We start from the raw sequence: 18,659 nt of genomic DNA on the forward strand, positions 1-18,659 counted from the left end.
TATTTTATTAGTGATTAAATAGAGGCGAGAGGAGTGATGATACTTACACGGTGTCTTCGTTTGGCAACATACTTTCTCATTTTTTTTACTGCTGCGACTTCTCTTTGGTATTGGCTGGGCGGTGCAGAAAAAGAGTTAGTGATTTCCCCCCAGAACGCCTCCTTTAAGATTGTTGATGATACCAGTCAGGGAGGAACGACAAAGTCTGAGCTGAATTTTGGCGATCAATCATTAACGCTGACCTGTCAGATTGAGAAAACGGCTCAATGGCCATTTTGCGAAATAGCAATTGTTTTATCAGAAACCAATGAAGGGATTGATCTCCAGAAATACCATTCAATCGGTATCGATGTTGATTACGATAGCCCGGTAGAGAATGAACGCTTGCGTGTTTATCTTAGAAATTATGATTCTTCCTACTCAGAAGAAAGTGATCCGGTTTCGTTAAAGTTTAATGCGATTGAGTATACGCCAGATCAAAAATCGGGTTTGTCGGTTATTCCGTTAAGGGCATTTCAGGTTTTGTCATGGTGGATTGCCGAATATCAGGTGCCAATAGAAAAGTCTGGCGCGCAATTTGATAACGTCACGTTCATAGAAATTGCAACGGGGAGTTATGTAAAAGAAGCAACATACACGATTAAGCTTAACAAGTTAGTTTTTTATGGTGAGTGGATTTCAGAGTCAAACCTGATGAAGTTCCTTGTTGTTCTTTGGGTCAGTGTTGCGATTGTGTTCTTATGTATAGAACAGTGGCAATTACGTCGTTATTTGGTGGCGACTGAAGAAAGAGCTTCAATGTTACGTCATGCTAATCGAAATCTTTATGAAAAAAGCCAGATTTTTGAAGACCTTGCTTACAATGATACGTTAACAGGAGTTAGAAATCGAAATGGTATCAATGAGTGGTTAGAACAGATCACTGAATATTCGAAAGATAATGATCAACCATTCTCAATTATCTATCTGGATATCGATCACTTTAAAGCTATTAATGATTCTTTCGGACACCAGGAAGGGGACGAGACTCTGAAAGTTTTCGCTGAATTGATTTCTAAGCGAATTCGCAAATCCGACGTATTCGTGCGGTGGGGTGGTGAAGAGTTTATTATTTTCTGTCCGATCACAACGCTGGCTGGCGCTGTTGAACTCAGCCAATTAATACGTTCGATTGTTGAATCTTATCGATGGGCAGAGGGAAAAGTGATTACCTGTAGTGTAGGTGTTGCCGAGCTGGGTGATGAAGATCTTGAATCTTTAATAGCAAGAGCGGATAAAGCACTTTATAAGGCCAAACAGCTGGGAAGAAACCGGGTTGAGGTTGCCTGATCTATTTTTTAATTAAGTGAATAGATGAAGAGCCAGTCAAACAAACTGGCTCTTTTGTATGAAATGAAAGACGATGATTATCTCTCTTTTTGAGTAATGCAGTGCTCAATGGCGTTTTGGAGTAACTCTTTGGCTGATTGTTCACATACCGGTAATTCAATGTCGGATTGATAGACTGGTGTGGTACGTTCTCCCCACTGAATTACCGTGGCACCCCAGGTCAGTCCGGCCCCAAATGCTGCTGATAATATTTTGCTATTAGGTTTAATACAGCCTTCTTCGACAGCTTCACAAAGTGCAATTGGCACCGTGGCAGCTGATGTATTGCCATATTTTTGAATATTAATAAATGCTTTATCCAGTGGGATCTTAGCGTGTTCGCACAGTGCTTCGATAATACGCCTATTCGCCTGATGTGGAATAACGATGTCAATATCACTACTGTTAAGCTGAGCGCGGTCAAGTACGGTATTGGCAGCCGATCCCATGCCCCGAACCGCACGACGGAAAATATCACGGCCGACAAAGTGGAAATCAAAATGTCCGGCTTCAGGATTAAACCGGTCCATTCCCGTACCAAATTCAGGAATGGCTAAGACATCCCGCCCTTTAGGATCACAACCTAATTGCGCCTGTAGTACGCCAACCGGCTTTTCACTTTTACTTAATACAACGGCACCCGCACCATCACCGAATAACACTGCGGTGTCGCGTTTGCTCCAATCTAAATACCAGGATAAACGTTCTGCACCAATGACCAAAGCATGTTGGTAGTTACCCGCCTGGATCATACGAGTGGCGGTTTCAAGACCATAAAGAAAGCCGGTACAAGCTGCATTCATATCGAATGCCGCGGCTCTGCTTGCACCTAGGTCAAGTTGAACCTTTGAGGCAATATTAGGGATTAATGTATCCGGTGAGCAGGTTGCGACAATAATAAGATCAAGTTCGTCAGCATCAATACCAGCAGCGGCTAAGGCGCGGGCACCTGCAATTTCGGCTAGTTTCGAGGTGTTAACATGGCTGATATGGCGTGATTCAATCCCCGTGCGGGTTTGAATCCACTCATCAGAGGTATCGACAAAAGTACTCAGCTCGTCATTTGTTAAAACGGCCGGAGGTAGACATTTTCCCCAGCCAGTGATTTCAGCGTAATACATTCTATTCTATTCTCTTCACTATTGTTCATGGGCTAATGCAGCACAGTTCTAGGACGGTACTAACAGACATATTATGAGGCAGAACGCGGTAAGTAATCTGCTAAATGCTTTATGTTGATAGCCGGGTTGCGCTTGTAACTTCATACTTTGTAACTTCATACATAGTACTGCAGTCAAATTCTGGTGTAATGCTAATATCAGCCGGTAAATCATATACCCAAACCACCTCAAGATGTGAGATTCAGAGCTTCTTCTGGGAACTCAGTTCGAACGAAATGTATAGGAATGGTTGCCTTGACTGAAAGCCGGTGAATTCTCGCTGAATATATTAATTTACCTTCAGTTCGTTACGTGGATAATGACAAAACATCAGTTTGTTTAGCAAGTAGGGAATACAATGATACGTTTTGGTGTAATTGGTACCAATTGGATTACCGAAAAATTCATAGAAGGTGCTCACGCCTCTCAAAAGCTGCAACTAACAGCAGTGTTTTCCCGTCAGTTAGATCGAGCAACAGAGTTTGCCACCAAGTACAACATCACAAACTGCTTTGATAGCCTGGAAGAGATGGCTGCCAGTGATACTATTGACGCAGTATACATCGCAAGTCCTAATTCACTTCATGCCTCGCAAGCTAAGTTGTTCATTGAGCACGGCAAACATGTTATCGGAGAGAAGCCGTTAGCCTCGAATATCCATGAAGTTGAAAATATTATTTCATTGGCGCAAGAAAAAGGGGTTGTGTTATTTGAAGCATTAAAAACAAGCTATACCCCGAATTTTAAGGTGATCCGAGAAGCGCTTCCTAAGCTGGGTAGGTTGAGAAAAGTACATTTCACCTACTGCCAGTATTCTTCCCGTTATCTCAGGTTCCTTAATGGCGAAAATCCCAATACATTTAATCCCGAATTTTCAAACGGGTCATTAATGGATATAGGTATCTACCCGTTGAGTGCGGCCATTGCCTTATTTGGCGAGCCAAACAGCTTTACGGCTCAGGGAATAATGCTTCACTCAGGTGTTGATGCGCATGGTACTTTAGTGCTTCATTATAATGATTTTGACGCAGTTATAACCCACTCGAAAGTTAGTAATGGCTATGTTCCGAGTGAACTGCAAGGTGAACAAGGTACATTGCTGGTTCATGCTATTTCAGAGTGTGAGTCGGTTGAATTGCACCGAACTGGTGAACCGCCAGTGACGTTGTCACAAGTGCAGAGTGACAATACTATGATCTATGAAGCGGAGGAGTTTGCGCGATTAATTGAACAGCAGCGAACCATGCATCCAGGCCTGGCGCGAACGCAAATTGTAAGTGCGATAATTACCCGAGCCCGTGAAATTATAGGTGTTCGTTATCCTGCTGACGAAATTGTTTGAGTAGGCTGCTATACCAATTTATGTGATGAACATAACTCGGATTGAGATAAGCTAAAAAGGTGGCCAGTAAGGCCACCTGAGTAGGGAACGTAGTACTCATTATTATATTTATCTAAGTGCTCACCAGAACATCCAGGCAAACAGCGTAAGTGCAATAATACAGGCAATGTTGAGGTAAATACCGACTCTCATCATCTCGCTCTGTTTAATGTGGCCAGAACTAAAGACGATAGCGTTAGGCGGCGTTGCCACTGGCAGCATGAATGCACAAGAAGCGGCGACCGCAATCAGAGCTGACAGGATCACAGGTGATACCCCCAGAGCTTCAGCCACTGTTGCAAATACCGGCACAAGCAGAGCTGCACTTGCTGTGTTGCTCGCGAACTCAGTTAAGAACACCACGAAACCGGCAACAACTAAGATAGTGAAGAACAAACCAGCTTGTTCAAGGAATCCACTCAGGCTGTGAGCCAGGAATACACTGGTGCCTGTTGCTTTAAGAATGTTACTCAGGCAGATACCACCACCGAATAACAGCAACACACCCCAGTCAGTCGATTTTTCAATATCTTTCCACGAGACCACACGGGAAGCACCTAGAAGTACAACAGCAAGCAAAGCGACTATGGTATCGAATTTACTGAACCCACCCAGAAATGCATTAACGGGCTTGCTGAAAATCCACAAGAAAACGGTTAAGGAAAAGATAGCCAGGGTAATCAGCTTGCCGTTATCCCACTGAACTGGTTTATGATCAAGCTCGAAAGTATGCTTTAAATTTGGTTTTACGATGGCATACAACAATGCAACGGTGATAGGAAGCAGGGTAAGTGCAACGGGAACACCAAAGGCCATCCATTCAGTAAAGCTTAAGCCAACTTCAGCGGCTGCTATCGCATTTGGCGGGCTACCAACAACGGTTGCAATACCACCAATACTTGCACAATAAGCAATACCTAAAAGTACAAACACATAGGTGCTTCGCTCATTCTTGGCATTGACTTTATTTAGAATACCTAACACAAGTGGCAACATCATCGCAGTGGTTGCGGTGTTACTGATCCACATTGAAAGGCCTGCGGTTACACCAAAAAGCATAAATACGGCAACAGACATTCTTCCTTTGGCGATAAGCAGTACTTTGTCTGCAATCGCTTTATCAAGTTCTTGCTTATGTAGTGCTGCCGCTAAAGCAAAGCCACCTAAAAACAGGAAGATAATGGGGTTTGCAAAGTTGCTTAGTGCTTGTGGGGTTTGGAATATTCCAAAACCGACAGCTAGTAAGGGAACGATGATCGCTGTGATACTGACGTGTACCGCTTCAGTCAGCCACAAGACAGCAACAAAGGCCAATATACTCAGACCGACTACAACATTTTTATCAAAGGGCAGGGTATTTAGCAGAATGGCAAACAACATAATATCAGCCAGGAATATCATGCTATTTCTATTAAGTAGCCACTTTTTCAGTGTCAGGGTTAAGGCTGTCATATACTTTCCTTCCAATGGGTTATGTCGTGTATAAAACGGACCACAACGTTATCTTTGCCACGGATGTTACATGTTATTGCTGCGATGTTAATGATTGAATGGTGATTTGTTGCCTGCGTGGTGGGGTTATTGTGGGAATTGTGAGGTGATTGTTGCGTAATGTGTGGAGATCTACCCGTTGAGTGCTTTATCAACATAGGATGTCATAAGGTATTATCAATGCAGACAGGCTTTTTATTCTTTAAGATATAATTAGATTGGTTGTCTTCATTGTTTCATGCTGACTATTAACATTCCTTAATAATAAATCCTTTATTTTCATATTTACTGTTTGAATGATAAGGAAATAAATTGTTACAGCTTATCGATTTATAATTACAAAAAAAACATTGGTCAGAAAGGCGGTAAATGGAATACACAGAGCGTGACTATTGTCACATAAATTGGTTTGGATGATAAAATCGATGGATATGAACCAAGTACCTTTTGTATTATAACGTTGATGGAAAATATAACAAAAACATCAATTTAACGGATTATACCTAAGGCTAGGTTATTATGAGTTCTAAGGATGCCCCAATGCGTAAGCGTGTTCACGCTGACGTACAGGCACATATCAAAGCAGTTCGGGAAAAATTTCTACAGGAATTTCCAGATAAAGAAGATAAATTAGAGTATGCTAATGCATAAATGATTATTCGTTTTTGTCATTAATATGCGAATAATGAATATTGTTTTTAATTAAAAATAGCCAATATAATTGCGTATTGGCTATTTTTTAATTGCTGTCTGATATTCATCGGGATAATTGTCCCAACTGGTATTAAATATCACTAAATAAATGTTAATTAATTGGTTCTGGCCCTTCAAGTTCTAACTGTAATGTTTCAATTGGCTCTTTTGGGCCAAGAAAGCGCGGCTTAACGTCTAAGATGTAGAGATCAATGACCGCTTTAACTCTTGCCAGTACTTCTCGAAGGCGAATTTTTAACCCAGCAATACCTTTAGGTTCTGGGGCGGCCAGGCAGATGGCATCTATGTCGTTGTTTTGGGCAATGAATAACGCCCGCTCACAGTGAAATTTCTGAGAAATGATCAAAAAGTGGTCCGCATCAAAAATAGTTTTTGCTCTTACTATTGAATCAAGAGTCCTGAATCCTGCGTAATCCAACACAATATCCTGTTCAGGAATGCCAGCTCTCAACAAGTCTCTTTTCATTGTCCAGGGCTCGTTATATGAACGGTGAGCATTGTCGCCGCTAAGCAAAAAAACTTTAATTTTGTCTTGCTTATATAGCTCCAGAGCCGCTGTCATACGGTAGGTATAATACGGGTTCAAAGACTTGGCTATATACTTGCTTGTGCCTAATACAAGCCCGATGGAGCGAGCTGGAATCGATGAGATATCACTAAAAATACGATCAGATGTTTGAGCTGAAACCCACCGATCAATGACTAAGGTCATTCCCAATAAAACGATACAGAGAACTGCAAAAATGCGTAGCGAAGAGAGCAGTTTCATAATCATCCTAATCTATAACAGAGAAGGTAATACTACCTTAATCAATTGTTAAAATACTGTTGCTAATAATGCGTTGAATTATATCGTATTTATTTGTTACTGGCTACATCAAGGCGCGTGGTGAGCCGTTTCTAAGTGCATCTATTCATTTCTCCACGAAACAGAAAGAAAGCCATGAAGCATCCAAATACAGTATGTTTTAATACGCTTGATATGCATCGCATATATTAAAACATCTCTCTCTAGCGTTTATCAGGTTTTCCATCTGAAATCATCTTCTTATTAAAGAGTTAAGCGACAAAACACCACGGAAATTAACAGTTAGTATAATTAAATTCTAAAAATACAAACCCTAAAGATAATTCAGTAAAAAGATAGTATTGGGCTAATTACAGAACACATTTTATAGTGACACCACAGCGCCAGTTAGTGAATAAAGCCATACAAATTAATAATTTGAAATTATTCCATTCACCAATAGCTGCGTGATAACTGCAATGTAAACGTCATATTCCTTAGTTTGCCGAATACCTTTGGGCTATCTCCCTCTAATGATAAAGAGACTGTTCAAAGCGCAGTATTAACAGGCTTCTGGAAGATATGCAGTCATAAAAGAACAAACCAATAATCTATACACCTACAAGGAGTCTCTTACATGTTTAAACTAAGACTACTGTCGACACTTATCGGCTGTGGCATTGCAGCGAACAGCTTTGCGATGAATCCCCAACCTGACCCGCAAAACCCTACCGGTTACATTGTTTCGCGTGTTGAGTTGAAAGCAGCAGAAGACGCGCAAACCGCTAACCCAATGTACGCCGTCTGGGCAAAAGCGCTCGAAACGCGTCCAAATATCATCGTTGACGTCATTGAGCCAAAAGCGGCAACCAACCCAGAAAACGTCAAACGGGTAGAAAAAGTTTTCCCACAAGATCAATGGGACTTCCTGACCCAAATGGCAAAAGAAAAAGCGCCTGAGTACACTTATACTCGCTTCTTGCGCGCCATTGGTAAGTTCCCGGCATTCTGTGGTGAATACACCGACGATCGTAAAAGTGAATCAGATGCAATCTGTAAAAAATCGATCATTACTGCATTTGCCCATTTCTCACAAGAGACTGGCGGCCACATTTCTAAAGAAAACATTTGGGATAACCCACTGCTTCTTGAAGAATGGCAGCAAGCCCTAGTACACGTGCGTGAAATGGGCTGGTCTGAAGGCCAGGAAGGTTACACCACAGGTTGTGGACAAGATGATTGGCAGAATAAACGCTGGCCATGTGCTGCAGGGCAAGGCTATTTTGGCCGTGGCGCCAAGCAATTGTCTTATCACTTCAACTATGGTGCTTTCTCAGAAGTGATGTACGATGGCGATGCCTCTGTACTGTTGAATAACCCTGGCTTGGTTGCTGATTCATGGCTGAACCTTGCTTCTGCAATCTGGTTTTTCCTTACGCCGCAAGCGCCTAAGCCCGCGATGCTGCATGTGATTGACCGTACATGGACCCCTTCACAGCGTGAAATCGATGCAGGTATCGGCTACGGTTTTGGTACCACCATTAACGTGATCAACGGTGGTATCGAGTGTGGTGAGCAAAACAAAACTAAAGGCCAACCTGTTAACCGTATTCGTTACTGGGAAGGCTTAGCTGCTCACTACAATATTCCTGTTGAGTTGGATGAGGAAAACACCTGCTGGCAGCAAACGCCATATGGCAGCCTGAACCTGAATGGTGCAACAGACGTACTGTACACGAACTGGGATGGCAACTGGAAAAATCACGCTGACCGCCCAGGTGGCGCGTCGTTTGAGTGTGAACTGGTTGGTTTCCAAACGGCTTACTCAGCTCTGGTTCCAGGTGACTACGAGAAATGTGTAACCAACTTCTATGGCTCTCATGCCAACTGGCCAGAAGTGCGTGTAGTCGAAAAAATCGACATTATTGACGTTGATCCAAATGGCTGGAAGGCAAACGCAGTTTATAACACTGGTGAGCGTGTTGTAGTTAATGGTGTGACGTATGAAGCTAAGTCCTGGACACAGGGCGATGACCCAGAGCTAAGCGGTCAGTGGGGACCTTGGAAAATAGTTTAGTTTAAACTTTTTCCTTAATAAATAGCCGCCATCCTAGAAGGCGGCCCAAGTAGTATTCAAAGCCCGCAGGGTAGAGCGGGCTTTGACTATTGAGCTGAATCAGAACGAAGTACGTTTGTAACGGCGATACTTAGACTGCCAGAAGTTCGCGTCGATCTTCTCCATGATGCGCTCATCGGTGTTTTTCGGTGCCTTATGTTGTTCAACCGCTTTCTTGGCAACGGCAAACGCGATTTTGCGAGATACTTTCTGAATATCTTCCAGTGGCGGTAGCAGTGCACCTTGACCATTGATGGCTAATGGAGAACATTCTGCCAGAGCACGGCTACTTTCCATCAGCATTTCATCAGTAACACGATGAGCACCAACAGCGAGCACACCCAGACCGATACCTGGGAAAATGTAGCTGTTGTTACACTGAGCAATAGGGAAGGTTTTACCATTGTGGAGCACGGGATCAAATGGCGAACCTGTCGCAACCAATGCATTACCATCTGTCCAACGGATGATATCAGCAGGCGTTGCTTCAACACGGCTGGTTGGATTCGACAATGGGAACACGATTGGACGTTCACAATGTTTATGCATTTCACGGATGACGTCTTCGCTAAATAAGCCCGGAACTCCAGAAACACCAATTAATACGGTTGGCTTAGCATTACGCATCACATCCAGCAGTGAGACATTGTTATCTAAAGTGTCCCATTCGGCTAATGAAGCGCGCTTTTGTACGAGCTTCTGCTGGAAGTTGAGCAGATTCGGCATATCGTCGATTAGCAGACCCCAACGGTCAACCATGTAAACCTGACCACGCGCCTGCTGTTCAGAAATACCTTCCGACACCATCTGAGCAATAATTGCTTCGGCAATACCACAACCGGCAGAGCCTGCACCCAGAAAAGAGATGCGTTGTTCAGACAACTTGCTGCCTGCCGCTTTACAGGCTGCAAGTAAAGAGCCCACGGTCACAGCAGCTGTACCCTGAATATCATCGTTGAAGCAACACACTTTATCTTTGTATCGCTCAAGCACTGGCATCGCATTTTTCTGAGCAAAGTCTTCAAACTGGATCAATGCTTCAGGCCAGCGCTGTTTTACGGCCTGAATAAATTCATCAACAAAGTTTTCGTATTCCTGACCGGTAATACGAGGATGACGCCAGCCCATATACATAGGATCAGACAGACGTTGAGGGTTGTTTGTACCGACATCCAGTACTACTGGTAGCGTGTAAGCCGGGCTTATACCACCACAAGCGGTATACAGAGATAGCTTACCAATTGGAATGCCCATGCCGCCGATGCCCTGGTCACCCAGACCAAGAATACGTTCACCGTCGGTCACCACAATAACTTTGACGTTATGACGTGACGCATTGTTCAGCATGTCTTCGATGCGATCACGGTTTGGATATGAAATGAACAAACCACGGCCACGACGATAAATATTCGAGAAGTTTTCACAAGCCGCACCTACTGTAGGGGTGTAGATGATTGGCATCATTTCAGTGATATGATTTTCTACCAGGCGATAGAACAGGGTTTCATTGGTATCCTGGATGTTACGCAGGTAGATGTGCTTAGCAATATCATTATCGTATTTTTGGTATTGCTGATAAGCACGGTCGGTTTGTTCTTCAATGGTTTCAATCGCTTCAGGAAGAAGACCTTCCAGGTTAAAGAACATACGCTCTTCAACAGAGAATGCACTACCTTTGTTTAACAGAGGTGTTTCAAGCAGAGCGGGGCCTGCATAGGGAATATATAAAGGTCTTTTATTTTTGTTCATGCAATAGACTCTGTTTTTTCGTCGTAGAAGAGGAAATGAAAATAGCGCGATACTTTCATTTGAGGCGCTAATCCTAGACCTTCAAAGCACTTAATTCAAAGGGGAAAAGGGATATTTTCGAGAATAAGATCATGTTTTCAACATTTAATGTAGATCTTAGTCGCCTTTACTAGCTATAGGTTGGAAGTATTATGCTGTTTTTGATAAATCCATGGTCGAGTATGCTAAATAAGCAAACCAAAGTCGTATATTTTAACGTGGCTATTCTATTGCGAATTAAACGAGTACTTCGTCTTATTTCACATCGATAACCCGACTGGCTTTTTTATATTGAATTTTCCACCCAGGCCAGCGCGGTAGTTCCCAGCGTTTCGGGTCATTTTTGCGATTGCCGCTAGCGTAAACAACATAAACCCGCTTTCGAGCAACGTCATATTTAACCGTCAGGTTCAGCTCGGCAAGCGTGAGTTTACGAGGAAACTCTTCATTGAAGCTGTCTGCTTCCCATTCAGGAATACCCGCAAAGACAAAATCATCATTGTCAAACAGCATAATATCATCGACAGACTCAATCCCCAGAGCATCAATCTGTTCTGTTAGCCAGCTGATTAATTCGGCTGGATCTGAACGTTCAGACATTCCCTGCGCATTACGTCCTAATGCTAAAAAGAGGTTCCATTGCGTTATTTCATGTTTGATCTTTTCAGCTAATCCTTCCAGCAGCTGATTATCTAGGATCATTTCAACAATAGACTGACTGACTAGTTTGCCAACAGGCTCTTGTTTTATTACCTCAATCACCCGGCCAGCGTAACACCGTTTCATGACCGACAGACATTGGCCATCAACGATCTGGCTTTCAGCCAGTTCTAACTCTCCAAAATCGAGTTCAATAAGCTGACTGAATTTTACCGGTGCAATGCAAGTGCCTAATGACAGTGTTTGTTTTACGCCTCTGCCTGGCATGCTGTATTGATCAAAAATGATAGCCGCTTCAGCACTTTCACTATATCGGCTGTCACGTCCTACTGTGGCTTCGCTGATGCCATTTCCTAATGCCTGGCGACGTTTCTCTCGCCTGACAAAGACCAGTTCAGGTGCAGTTTGCATTACGGCATTAAGCCAGCTGTCACGTTTAATGGCAGTGGCAACACTTAGCTGAGGTAACATCATGGCTGACCGGATTTGGGCGGCCATCATGCGTGCTTCGGTAAGCAAATCGTTATCGACGAGAAGACAATCAGGTATCTCACCACGGATGAGCTTGATCAGCGTCGTTGCGTCACAATGATGCTTTTCCCATTGCCGAAGTTGTTCAAGAGCTTCTTCGTTTTTCGGCGGTTGATATAACCGTTGCGGTATAGAAAGCGCTGCAGCCAGATCGACCATGGCCTCCTGGCTGGCCTTATCCGGCATGGCTGTGATCAGGTGAGCAAACAGTGAATCGATGGGTAAGGGATAGATGCGCTTTCCGTGTTCAGTGATCTCACCATCGTTACTAATGGCCTGCATCTGACGCAGTTTCGCGATTGCCTGGCTCAGTGTTTTCTCCGGTAAAGGGTCGATAAAAGCCAAGTCATTGAGGCGATAGCCACAACAGGCTGAAGCCAGCATTGGCTCAACCAGCTCTTCACGGTGCAGTTCGGGTGGGGTAAGAAGCTCTAACGGGGCGGCACTACCGTACAGGCGAATACATAACCCCGGCGCAATACGTCCGGCGCGGCCTTTACGTTGTTCTGCACTGGCGCGCGAAATGGCATGCAGGCCCAGCACCGTCCGGCCATTACGTTGGTGAGTACGTCGTTCGAGACCTGAATCAATGATCACTGTTACACCGGGGATCGTCAGGGATGTCTCCGCGACATTCGTTGCCAGAATAATCCTTCTATGATCACTCTCATTTAACGCCTGGTGCCGATCGGTATCAGAGACAGATGCATGAAGCGGAATGACCTCAGCATCGAGATGTTTGAGCATGCTCATACACTGGCTGATCTCTTTTCGTCCCGGCAGGAAAACGAGAATATCGCCTTCTATTCGTTCAAAAACACCTTCTACCGCGGTTCTGATTTTACTGTCGAGATGACGACTATCGGGGCTATGGCGGGGATCACTGGCTTGGTGCTCGACGGCGACTGGAAAACACCGGCCTTCGGCTTTGATCTGTTTAGCTCCCAGATAATCAGCCAAACGCTGGCTGTCCAGTGTTGCAGAAGTGGCAATTAAACGATGTGTATTATGTTGTTTCAGCAATGCCATCAATAAGTCTGTGTCCCAGCGGCGCAGATGCATTTCATCGATAATGATGATATCGAAGTTGGCCAGCTGATCTTCGCTCATCCAGCGCAGAGCGACGCCCGGAGTAACAAAAACAACATTCGTCTGATCATCTAAGTGAGATTTAAACCGAATAGCATAACCGATACTCTGACCAATTATTTCTTTAGCCTGCTCAGCCAGAAATTCTGCTAACGAGGTACATGCAATGCGGCGTGGTTGGATCACTAAGACACGACCTTGCTCAGCGGCCCATAAAGGCAGACGCGTTGACTTGCCTGAGCCCGTTTCTGCTTCGACTACCAGATGATGTTCAGCAAGCAGATCAAGAAACACAGGTTTAATAGGATCAATCGGTAACAGCACTGGCGTATAAATCCACACAACGAGAAGTGAGCCTAGTTTACCCGGGATTGCCAGTTGAAAGCACATTTGATGGTGTCAAATGCTTAATATATCGGCATGAAAGCCAGGAATTGGTATAAACTATTGGGCTTTAATGTATTAACATCATCAGCTGGAAACCCTAACTTGTGATCAGGTTTTAAAAATCAACTGGTTAAATTCAATGTCACAGCTATACCTTGCTAAGGGCGATATAATCTCCCAACATGTAGCAAGCGTTTTTATTTGATTCTAGAGCACTCCATCATGCGAATTTTGCACACCTCTGATTGGCACCTTGGCCAGCATTTTATTACCAAAAGCCGGGCGCCTGAGCATCATGCCTTTATTACCTGGTTATTAGAACAAATTGTTCAACACCAGATCGATGCCGTGATCATTGCTGGCGATGTGTTTGATACCGGTGCGCCACCCAGTTATGCCCGTGAGCTGTATAACCGATTTGTGGTTGAAATGAACAAACTGGGTTGTCAGTTAGTTGTGTTAGGGGGAAATCATGATTCGGTTTCAACCTTAGATGAATCTAAAGGGCTGCTGGCGTATTTAAACACACAGGTCATTGCCAAAGTTCAGCGCGATCTCGATGCACAAATAATTGTGCTCAATAACCAGCAAGGTGAAGCCGGGGCTGTGCTGTGTGCTATACCGTTTATTCGGCCGCGGGATGTGATGATCAGTCAGGCAGGAGAAACAGGTGCCGAGAAACAGCAAGCATTAGTAAAAGCCATCAGCGATCATTATCAAGAGCTTTATCAACGCGCTGATCAGAAAAGAAGTGAGTTTACTCAGCCCCTGCCTATTATCGCTACCGGCCATTTAACTGCAATGGGAGTGAAAAGCTCAGATTCAGTGCGGGATATTTATATCGGCACGTTAGAAGCTTTTCCTGCCAGTGCATTTCCACCGGCCGACTATATCGCGCTAGGTCATATTCATCGTCCGCAAGTCGTCGCGAAATCAGATCATATCCGCTACTGCGGTTCACCAATTCCGCTCAGTTTTGATGAGCTGGGCAGTCCGAAACAGGTGCTGGTGGCTGAATTCACTGACGGGAAACTGGCTAAGTTAGACGCATTGGAAGTTCCCCTGTTTCAGCCTATGCAGGTGATTAAAGGCGATCTGGATAGTATTGAAACTCAATTGAATACACTGGCGGGCTACGATGGGGAGTTGCCGATTTGGCTCTACATTGAAGTTGAGACCCAGGATTACCTGAATGATCTGCAGCAACGCATTCAGGCGATGACAGCAGAGTTGAATGTGGAAGTGTTACAACTGCGCCGCTCACGCACCAATCGTCAGGCTCAGATTGAAGGTCAGGAAAAAGAAATGTTAGCCGAGTTAACTCCTCAGGATGTATTTGAACGGCGGTTAGCCCAAGAGCAATTTGATACCGAACAAGACCAGCAGCGTATCAGACGTATTCGTCAGACTTTTTGTGACATTGTGGAAGAAGTGACTGAACCCGCCAGTGATCTAGAGGGTAAAGCATGAAAATTCTGAGTTTACGTTTTAAGAATATCAACTCGCTGAAAGGTGAGTGGAAAATTGATTTTACCCAGGCACCTTTTTCTGACAATGGTTTGTTTGCGATCACCGGCCCCACCGGTGCCGGTAAAACCACTATTTTAGATGCTATCTGCCTTGCTCTCTATCACCGTACGCCAAGACTGAATAACATTTCAAAAGTTACGAATGAATTAATGACACGTGGTACCGCTGATTGCCTGGCTGAAGTGGAATTTGAAGTTAAAGGAAAGGGATACCGGGCATTTTGGAGCCAGCGCCGTTCAAGAGATAAGATCGATGGCAACTTACAAGAAGCCWAAGTAGAGCTGGCCACTATCGATGACGGTAAAATTCTCGCTTCGCAAGTGAAGAAAAAAGCCCAATTGATAGAATCGTTCAGCGGGCTGGATTTTGCGCGATTTACCAAATCTATGCTGCTTTCCCAAGGTCAGTTTGCCGCGTTTTTGAATGCGGATGCCAACGATCGTGCCGAATTGCTGGAAGAGCTTACCGGTACTGAAGTGTATGGCTTAATTTCAGAAAAGGTTCACGAGCATTTCACCACCACCAAAAACGAACTGGCACAACTGAAAGCGAAAGCCGATGGGGTCGAGCTGTTGACCGCAGAGCAGTTGGAAGCGCTGTTAGAACAACAAATTCAATTGTCGGGTCAGGAACAAGATGCAGAGAAAACACAGCAGCAGTTACAAGCCCACCAACAGTGGTGGGAAAAGGTAATTGCGGCCACAAAAGCGGTTGAACAGGCTAAAAGCAATTTAAGTCAGGCCCGGCTGCAGCAACAGCAAGAACAAGCGGGCTTAGATCGTTTAGCGCAAAGTGAGCCGGCAGAAAAGATGCGCACTCAATTTACCTTGCATCAGGCGGCGACGGAAAAAGCAGCCCGGGCGAAAGGTGAACTTGAACGGTTAACACTGGTATTGCAGCAAGCGAGTGAGAAAGCTGAACAGGCAAAGCAGCAGTATGAGCAGGCCAGTGATCGGTTCTCGCAAGCGAAGCAGGCACAGCAACAGCTGGACACTTTACTGAATGAGAAAATTGTTCCGCTTGATGCTGAATGCAAACAAAGTGCTGATGAACTGGCCAAGATCCAGACTCAGCAACAGGCTCAGGAAGAACAAAGTAAGCAGGTGGCTGCCCAGTTACAACTGCATCAAGATCAGACACTGCAGCATAAAACGAAACTTACTGAAGTGGCGTCGTATCTGACGCAGCACAGCAACGAAGCGGCCTTGGCCGAACAACTACCACTCTGGCAAGCACAGTTTACCCGTTTGGGGCAGTTGGCCAAAGGTAAAACCGAGCTTGAGCAACGCCGTGCCCGAATTGATAAAGAGACCACGCAGCTGGTGGAAACTCAGCAGCAGTATCAACAAACATTAGCCAGTAAAACTCAGCAGGTTGAGCAGAGTAAGGCTAAATTAATTTCTGTCGAACATGCAGTATCTCAAGCCTTAAAAGGCAGCGATGAAAGTAAAATAGAACAGGAACACCGCTTATTGGCAGAGCAACACGGGCTGCGGCTAGAGTTGCAGGCGGCGGCACAACAGGCTCAAAAGTGTCATCGCGAACAAGAGCAACGTTTAGCAAGACAGACACAATTAACCGCGTCCAGCCAACTATTGGATAAGCAGGTTGAAACCTTGCGAGGGCAGTATAAAGACAAGCGAGCGCACCTCAAAGATCTCGATAAGCTGATCGAACAGGAAAAGCGCATTGCGGATTTAACTGAAGAGCGCGTTAAGCTGCAACCGAATGAACCCTGCCCGTTGTGTGGTTCGAAAGAGCACCCGTTGGTGGAAAGCTATCAAGCCTTAAATGTATCGGAGACCGATCAGCGTCGTCAGCAGGTTCTGATTGAGTTAGAAACGATTGAACAAGGCGCCAGTAAGCTCAAAGAGCAGCTGAATAAAGAGCAGGTTGAGTTGAGCGAACTGGCCAAGCGACTTGAACAGCTCACGGCAGAACAGACCGAACTGCAGCAAAAGTGGCAGCAGCTTTGCGGATCATTGCAAATTGAACTGGCAATCACCGAACAGGAACCGCTATCGGCTTACCTTAATACCGTTCAACAACAGCAGAAAAGCTTATCAGCACAGCTTGAGCAGGTGAAACAGCTTAATCTGCAGAAAGTGACGGCTCAACAAGCCGTCGTCAATGCAGAGCAGGCTGAAAAAGAGGTAAAACATCACATTGAATTAAATACCCAGCAGGGTGAAAACCTTGGTAAGGCGATCTTGCAAGTCAGCACCGAACTGGAGCAACTTGGTCAGGAATGGCAACTACTGGATGATAAGTTAAAAGCGCAGCTGGCAGAATTAGATATCGCGTTACCAGAGTCCGATCAGATTGAAACCTGGTTAGACCAAAAACAGCAAGCGGCAGCAAGCTGGCAACAGGCAGAAAAACAGCATCAGTCATGTCAGGAAGCATTGAAGGCTCTGGAGATTGAAACGACGAACCTGCTTGAAAAACAGCAAGAGCTCGGTAAGCAGTTGCAAAATCTGTCGTCACAGCAGCAGAGCGTAACGACACAATTGAATGATAAACAGCAGCTCAGGATCGAACTGTTTGGAGAAAAATCGGTAACGGATGAGCGTCATAATGCGCAGCAGCTGACGCAACACAGTGACAGTGAACATCAGCAAGCACAAACCGCTCATCAGGCGGCGGATCAGGCGTTGCAAAATCTGACAGGGCAATACGGTGCTGCTGAACAAAATCATCGCGCTCTTGCTCAAGAAGCGCAAGCTCAACAGCAGAAGTGGCAGACACAATTGGCATCGAGTCCGTTTGCGACGCATCAGGTTTTTGAGGCTGCTTTGTTAGCTGAAGAAGAGCATGCACGTCTGGTTAGCTTAAAGCAACAGATCCTGGAACAGCTGGCTCGAACTCAGGCGCTGAAAGAGCAGGCAGAAGATGCTTTCGCTAAGCTGCATGCTAAAGCAGAGCAGCAAGAACTGGCAGCAACCTCATTAGAACAAGTGGCCGAACAGCTTGATACCATTAGCACGAAGCTGAAAGAGATCACCCATCGACAAGGTGAAATCAAACGCAGCCTGGATGACGATAGTCAGCGACGTAGCAACCAAAAATCCCTGTTTGCACAGATTGAGCAGTGGCAAGAAAAATACGACGACATTGCGTATTTGCATGCATTGATTGGTTCGCAAAAAGGAGACAAGTTCCGCCGTTTTGCCCAAGGACTAACGCTTGACCATTTGGTTTATCTGGCGAACCGACAGCTTGATCGCCTACACGGTCGCTACTTACTGCAACGTAAACAAAGCGAAGCGCTTGAGCTTCAGGTGCTTGATACCTGGCAGGGGGATACCGTGCGAGATACCAAGACGCTCTCTGGTGGTGAAAGTTTTCTGGTCAGTCTTGCCTTAGCGCTGGCATTGTCTGATTTAGTCAGCCACAAGACCAGCATTGACTCTCTGTTTCTTGATGAAGGTTTTGGTACCTTAGACAGCGAAACCTTAGACACTGCCCTTGATGCCCTTGATAGCTTAAATGCTTCAGGAAAAATGATTGGTGTGATCAGCCACATTGAAGCAATGAAAGAGCGGATCCCGGTACAAATTCAGGTTAAAAAAATGAATGGGCTGGGGGTTAGTCGATTGGAAGAGCAGTATTGTGTCAGGTAGGTGATTGGATGGGGGAGGTACGATTTATGCGAAA

General features: G+C 44.9%; 9 protein-coding genes and 1 pseudogene. 5 read left to right on the forward strand and 5 right to left on the reverse strand.

All coding sequences use genetic code 11. From position 1 onward, the window contains the following. Positions 1 to 60 precede the first annotated feature (60 nt). Positions 61 to 1,329, forward strand: a complete 1,269-nt coding sequence (locus tag L4D76_RS12275) for a GGDEF domain-containing protein (protein WP_428441183.1) — start codon at positions 61 to 63, stop codon at positions 1,327 to 1,329. Positions 1,330 to 1,406: 77 nt separating this feature from the next. Here L4D76_RS12275 and L4D76_RS12280 read toward each other — a convergent pair whose 3' ends face one another. Beyond that, the gene (locus L4D76_RS12280) at positions 1,407 to 2,489 is read right to left on the reverse strand and encodes a ketoacyl-ACP synthase III (RefSeq protein ID WP_428441184.1); all 1,083 of its coding nucleotides are present in this window, start codon (positions 2,487 to 2,489) and stop codon (positions 1,407 to 1,409) included. Positions 2,490 to 2,886: 397 nt separating this feature from the next. Between L4D76_RS12280 and L4D76_RS12285 the strand changes: the two genes are divergently transcribed. Continuing rightward, a complete protein-coding gene (locus L4D76_RS12285; protein WP_428441185.1) occupies positions 2,887 to 3,870 on the forward strand; it encodes a Gfo/Idh/MocA family protein in 984 nt (327 codons plus the stop codon). Between the two features lie 120 nt (positions 3,871 to 3,990). Here L4D76_RS12285 and L4D76_RS12290 read toward each other — a convergent pair whose 3' ends face one another. Both L4D76_RS12290 and L4D76_RS12295 read right to left on the reverse strand, forming a co-directional pair. Next, on the reverse strand, positions 3,991 to 5,361 hold the full coding sequence (locus L4D76_RS12290) for an SLC13 family permease (RefSeq protein WP_428441186.1): 1,371 nt from the start codon (positions 5,359 to 5,361) through the stop codon (positions 3,991 to 3,993). Between the two features lie 844 nt (positions 5,362 to 6,205). Beyond that, entirely contained in the window at positions 6,206 to 6,883 is a 678-nt protein-coding gene (locus L4D76_RS12295; protein WP_428441187.1) for a SanA/YdcF family protein, read from the reverse strand. A 655-nt stretch (positions 6,884 to 7,538) separates the two neighbouring features. Between L4D76_RS12295 and L4D76_RS12300 the strand changes: the two are divergent. Continuing rightward, a pseudogene (locus tag L4D76_RS12300) lies at positions 7,539 to 8,975 on the forward strand (chitinase); the annotation flags it as partial. Between the two features lie 102 nt (positions 8,976 to 9,077). On the opposite strand, the gene L4D76_RS12305 reads toward L4D76_RS12300, so the two are convergent. Beyond that, positions 9,078 to 10,766, reverse strand: coding sequence for an NAD-dependent malic enzyme (locus L4D76_RS12305; RefSeq protein WP_428441188.1), 1,689 nt, complete (start codon positions 10,764 to 10,766; stop codon positions 9,078 to 9,080). Positions 10,767 to 11,060: 294 nt separating this feature from the next. Beyond that, positions 11,061 to 13,475: a helicase-related protein gene (locus L4D76_RS12310; protein ID WP_428441189.1), complete on the reverse strand. Its 2,415-nt coding sequence runs from the start codon at positions 13,473 to 13,475 to the stop codon at positions 11,061 to 11,063. Positions 13,476 to 13,694: 219 nt separating this feature from the next. On the opposite strand from L4D76_RS12310, the gene sbcD reads away from it, so the two are divergent. Next, the gene (gene sbcD / locus L4D76_RS12315) at positions 13,695 to 14,942 is read left to right on the forward strand and encodes an exonuclease subunit SbcD (RefSeq protein WP_428441190.1); all 1,248 of its coding nucleotides are present in this window, start codon (positions 13,695 to 13,697) and stop codon (positions 14,940 to 14,942) included. Next, entirely contained in the window at positions 14,939 to 18,625 is a 3,687-nt protein-coding gene (locus tag L4D76_RS12320; protein ID WP_428441191.1) for an SbcC/MukB-like Walker B domain-containing protein, read from the forward strand. The genes sbcD and L4D76_RS12320 overlap by 4 nt, the downstream gene beginning before the upstream one ends. The last annotated feature ends 34 nt before the right edge of the window (positions 18,626 to 18,659 follow it).

Source organism: Photobacterium sagamiensis, assembly GCF_050337085.1.
In the GTDB taxonomy this organism is placed as follows: Bacteria; Pseudomonadota; Gammaproteobacteria; order Enterobacterales; family Vibrionaceae; genus Photobacterium; species Photobacterium sagamiensis.

Excerpts from the sequence above, each read along its gene's own strand:
- L4D76_RS12310 (WP_428441189.1), bottom strand. The coding sequence starts at position 13,475 with ATGTGCTTTCAACTGGCAATCCCGGGTAAACTAGGCTCACTTCTCGTT.
- L4D76_RS12295 (WP_428441187.1), bottom strand. The coding sequence starts at position 6,883 with ATGAAACTGCTCTCTTCGCTACGCATTTTTGCAGTTCTCTGTATCGTT.
- L4D76_RS12290 (WP_428441186.1), bottom strand. The coding sequence starts at position 5,361 with ATGACAGCCTTAACCCTGACACTGAAAAAGTGGCTACTTAATAGAAAT.
- L4D76_RS12285 (WP_428441185.1), top strand. The coding sequence starts at position 2,887 with ATGATACGTTTTGGTGTAATTGGTACCAATTGGATTACCGAAAAATTC.
- sbcD (WP_428441190.1), top strand. The coding sequence starts at position 13,695 with ATGCGAATTTTGCACACCTCTGATTGGCACCTTGGCCAGCATTTTATT.
- L4D76_RS12280 (WP_428441184.1), bottom strand. The coding sequence starts at position 2,489 with ATGTATTACGCTGAAATCACTGGCTGGGGAAAATGTCTACCTCCGGCC.
- L4D76_RS12305 (WP_428441188.1), bottom strand. The coding sequence starts at position 10,766 with ATGAACAAAAATAAAAGACCTTTATATATTCCCTATGCAGGCCCCGCT.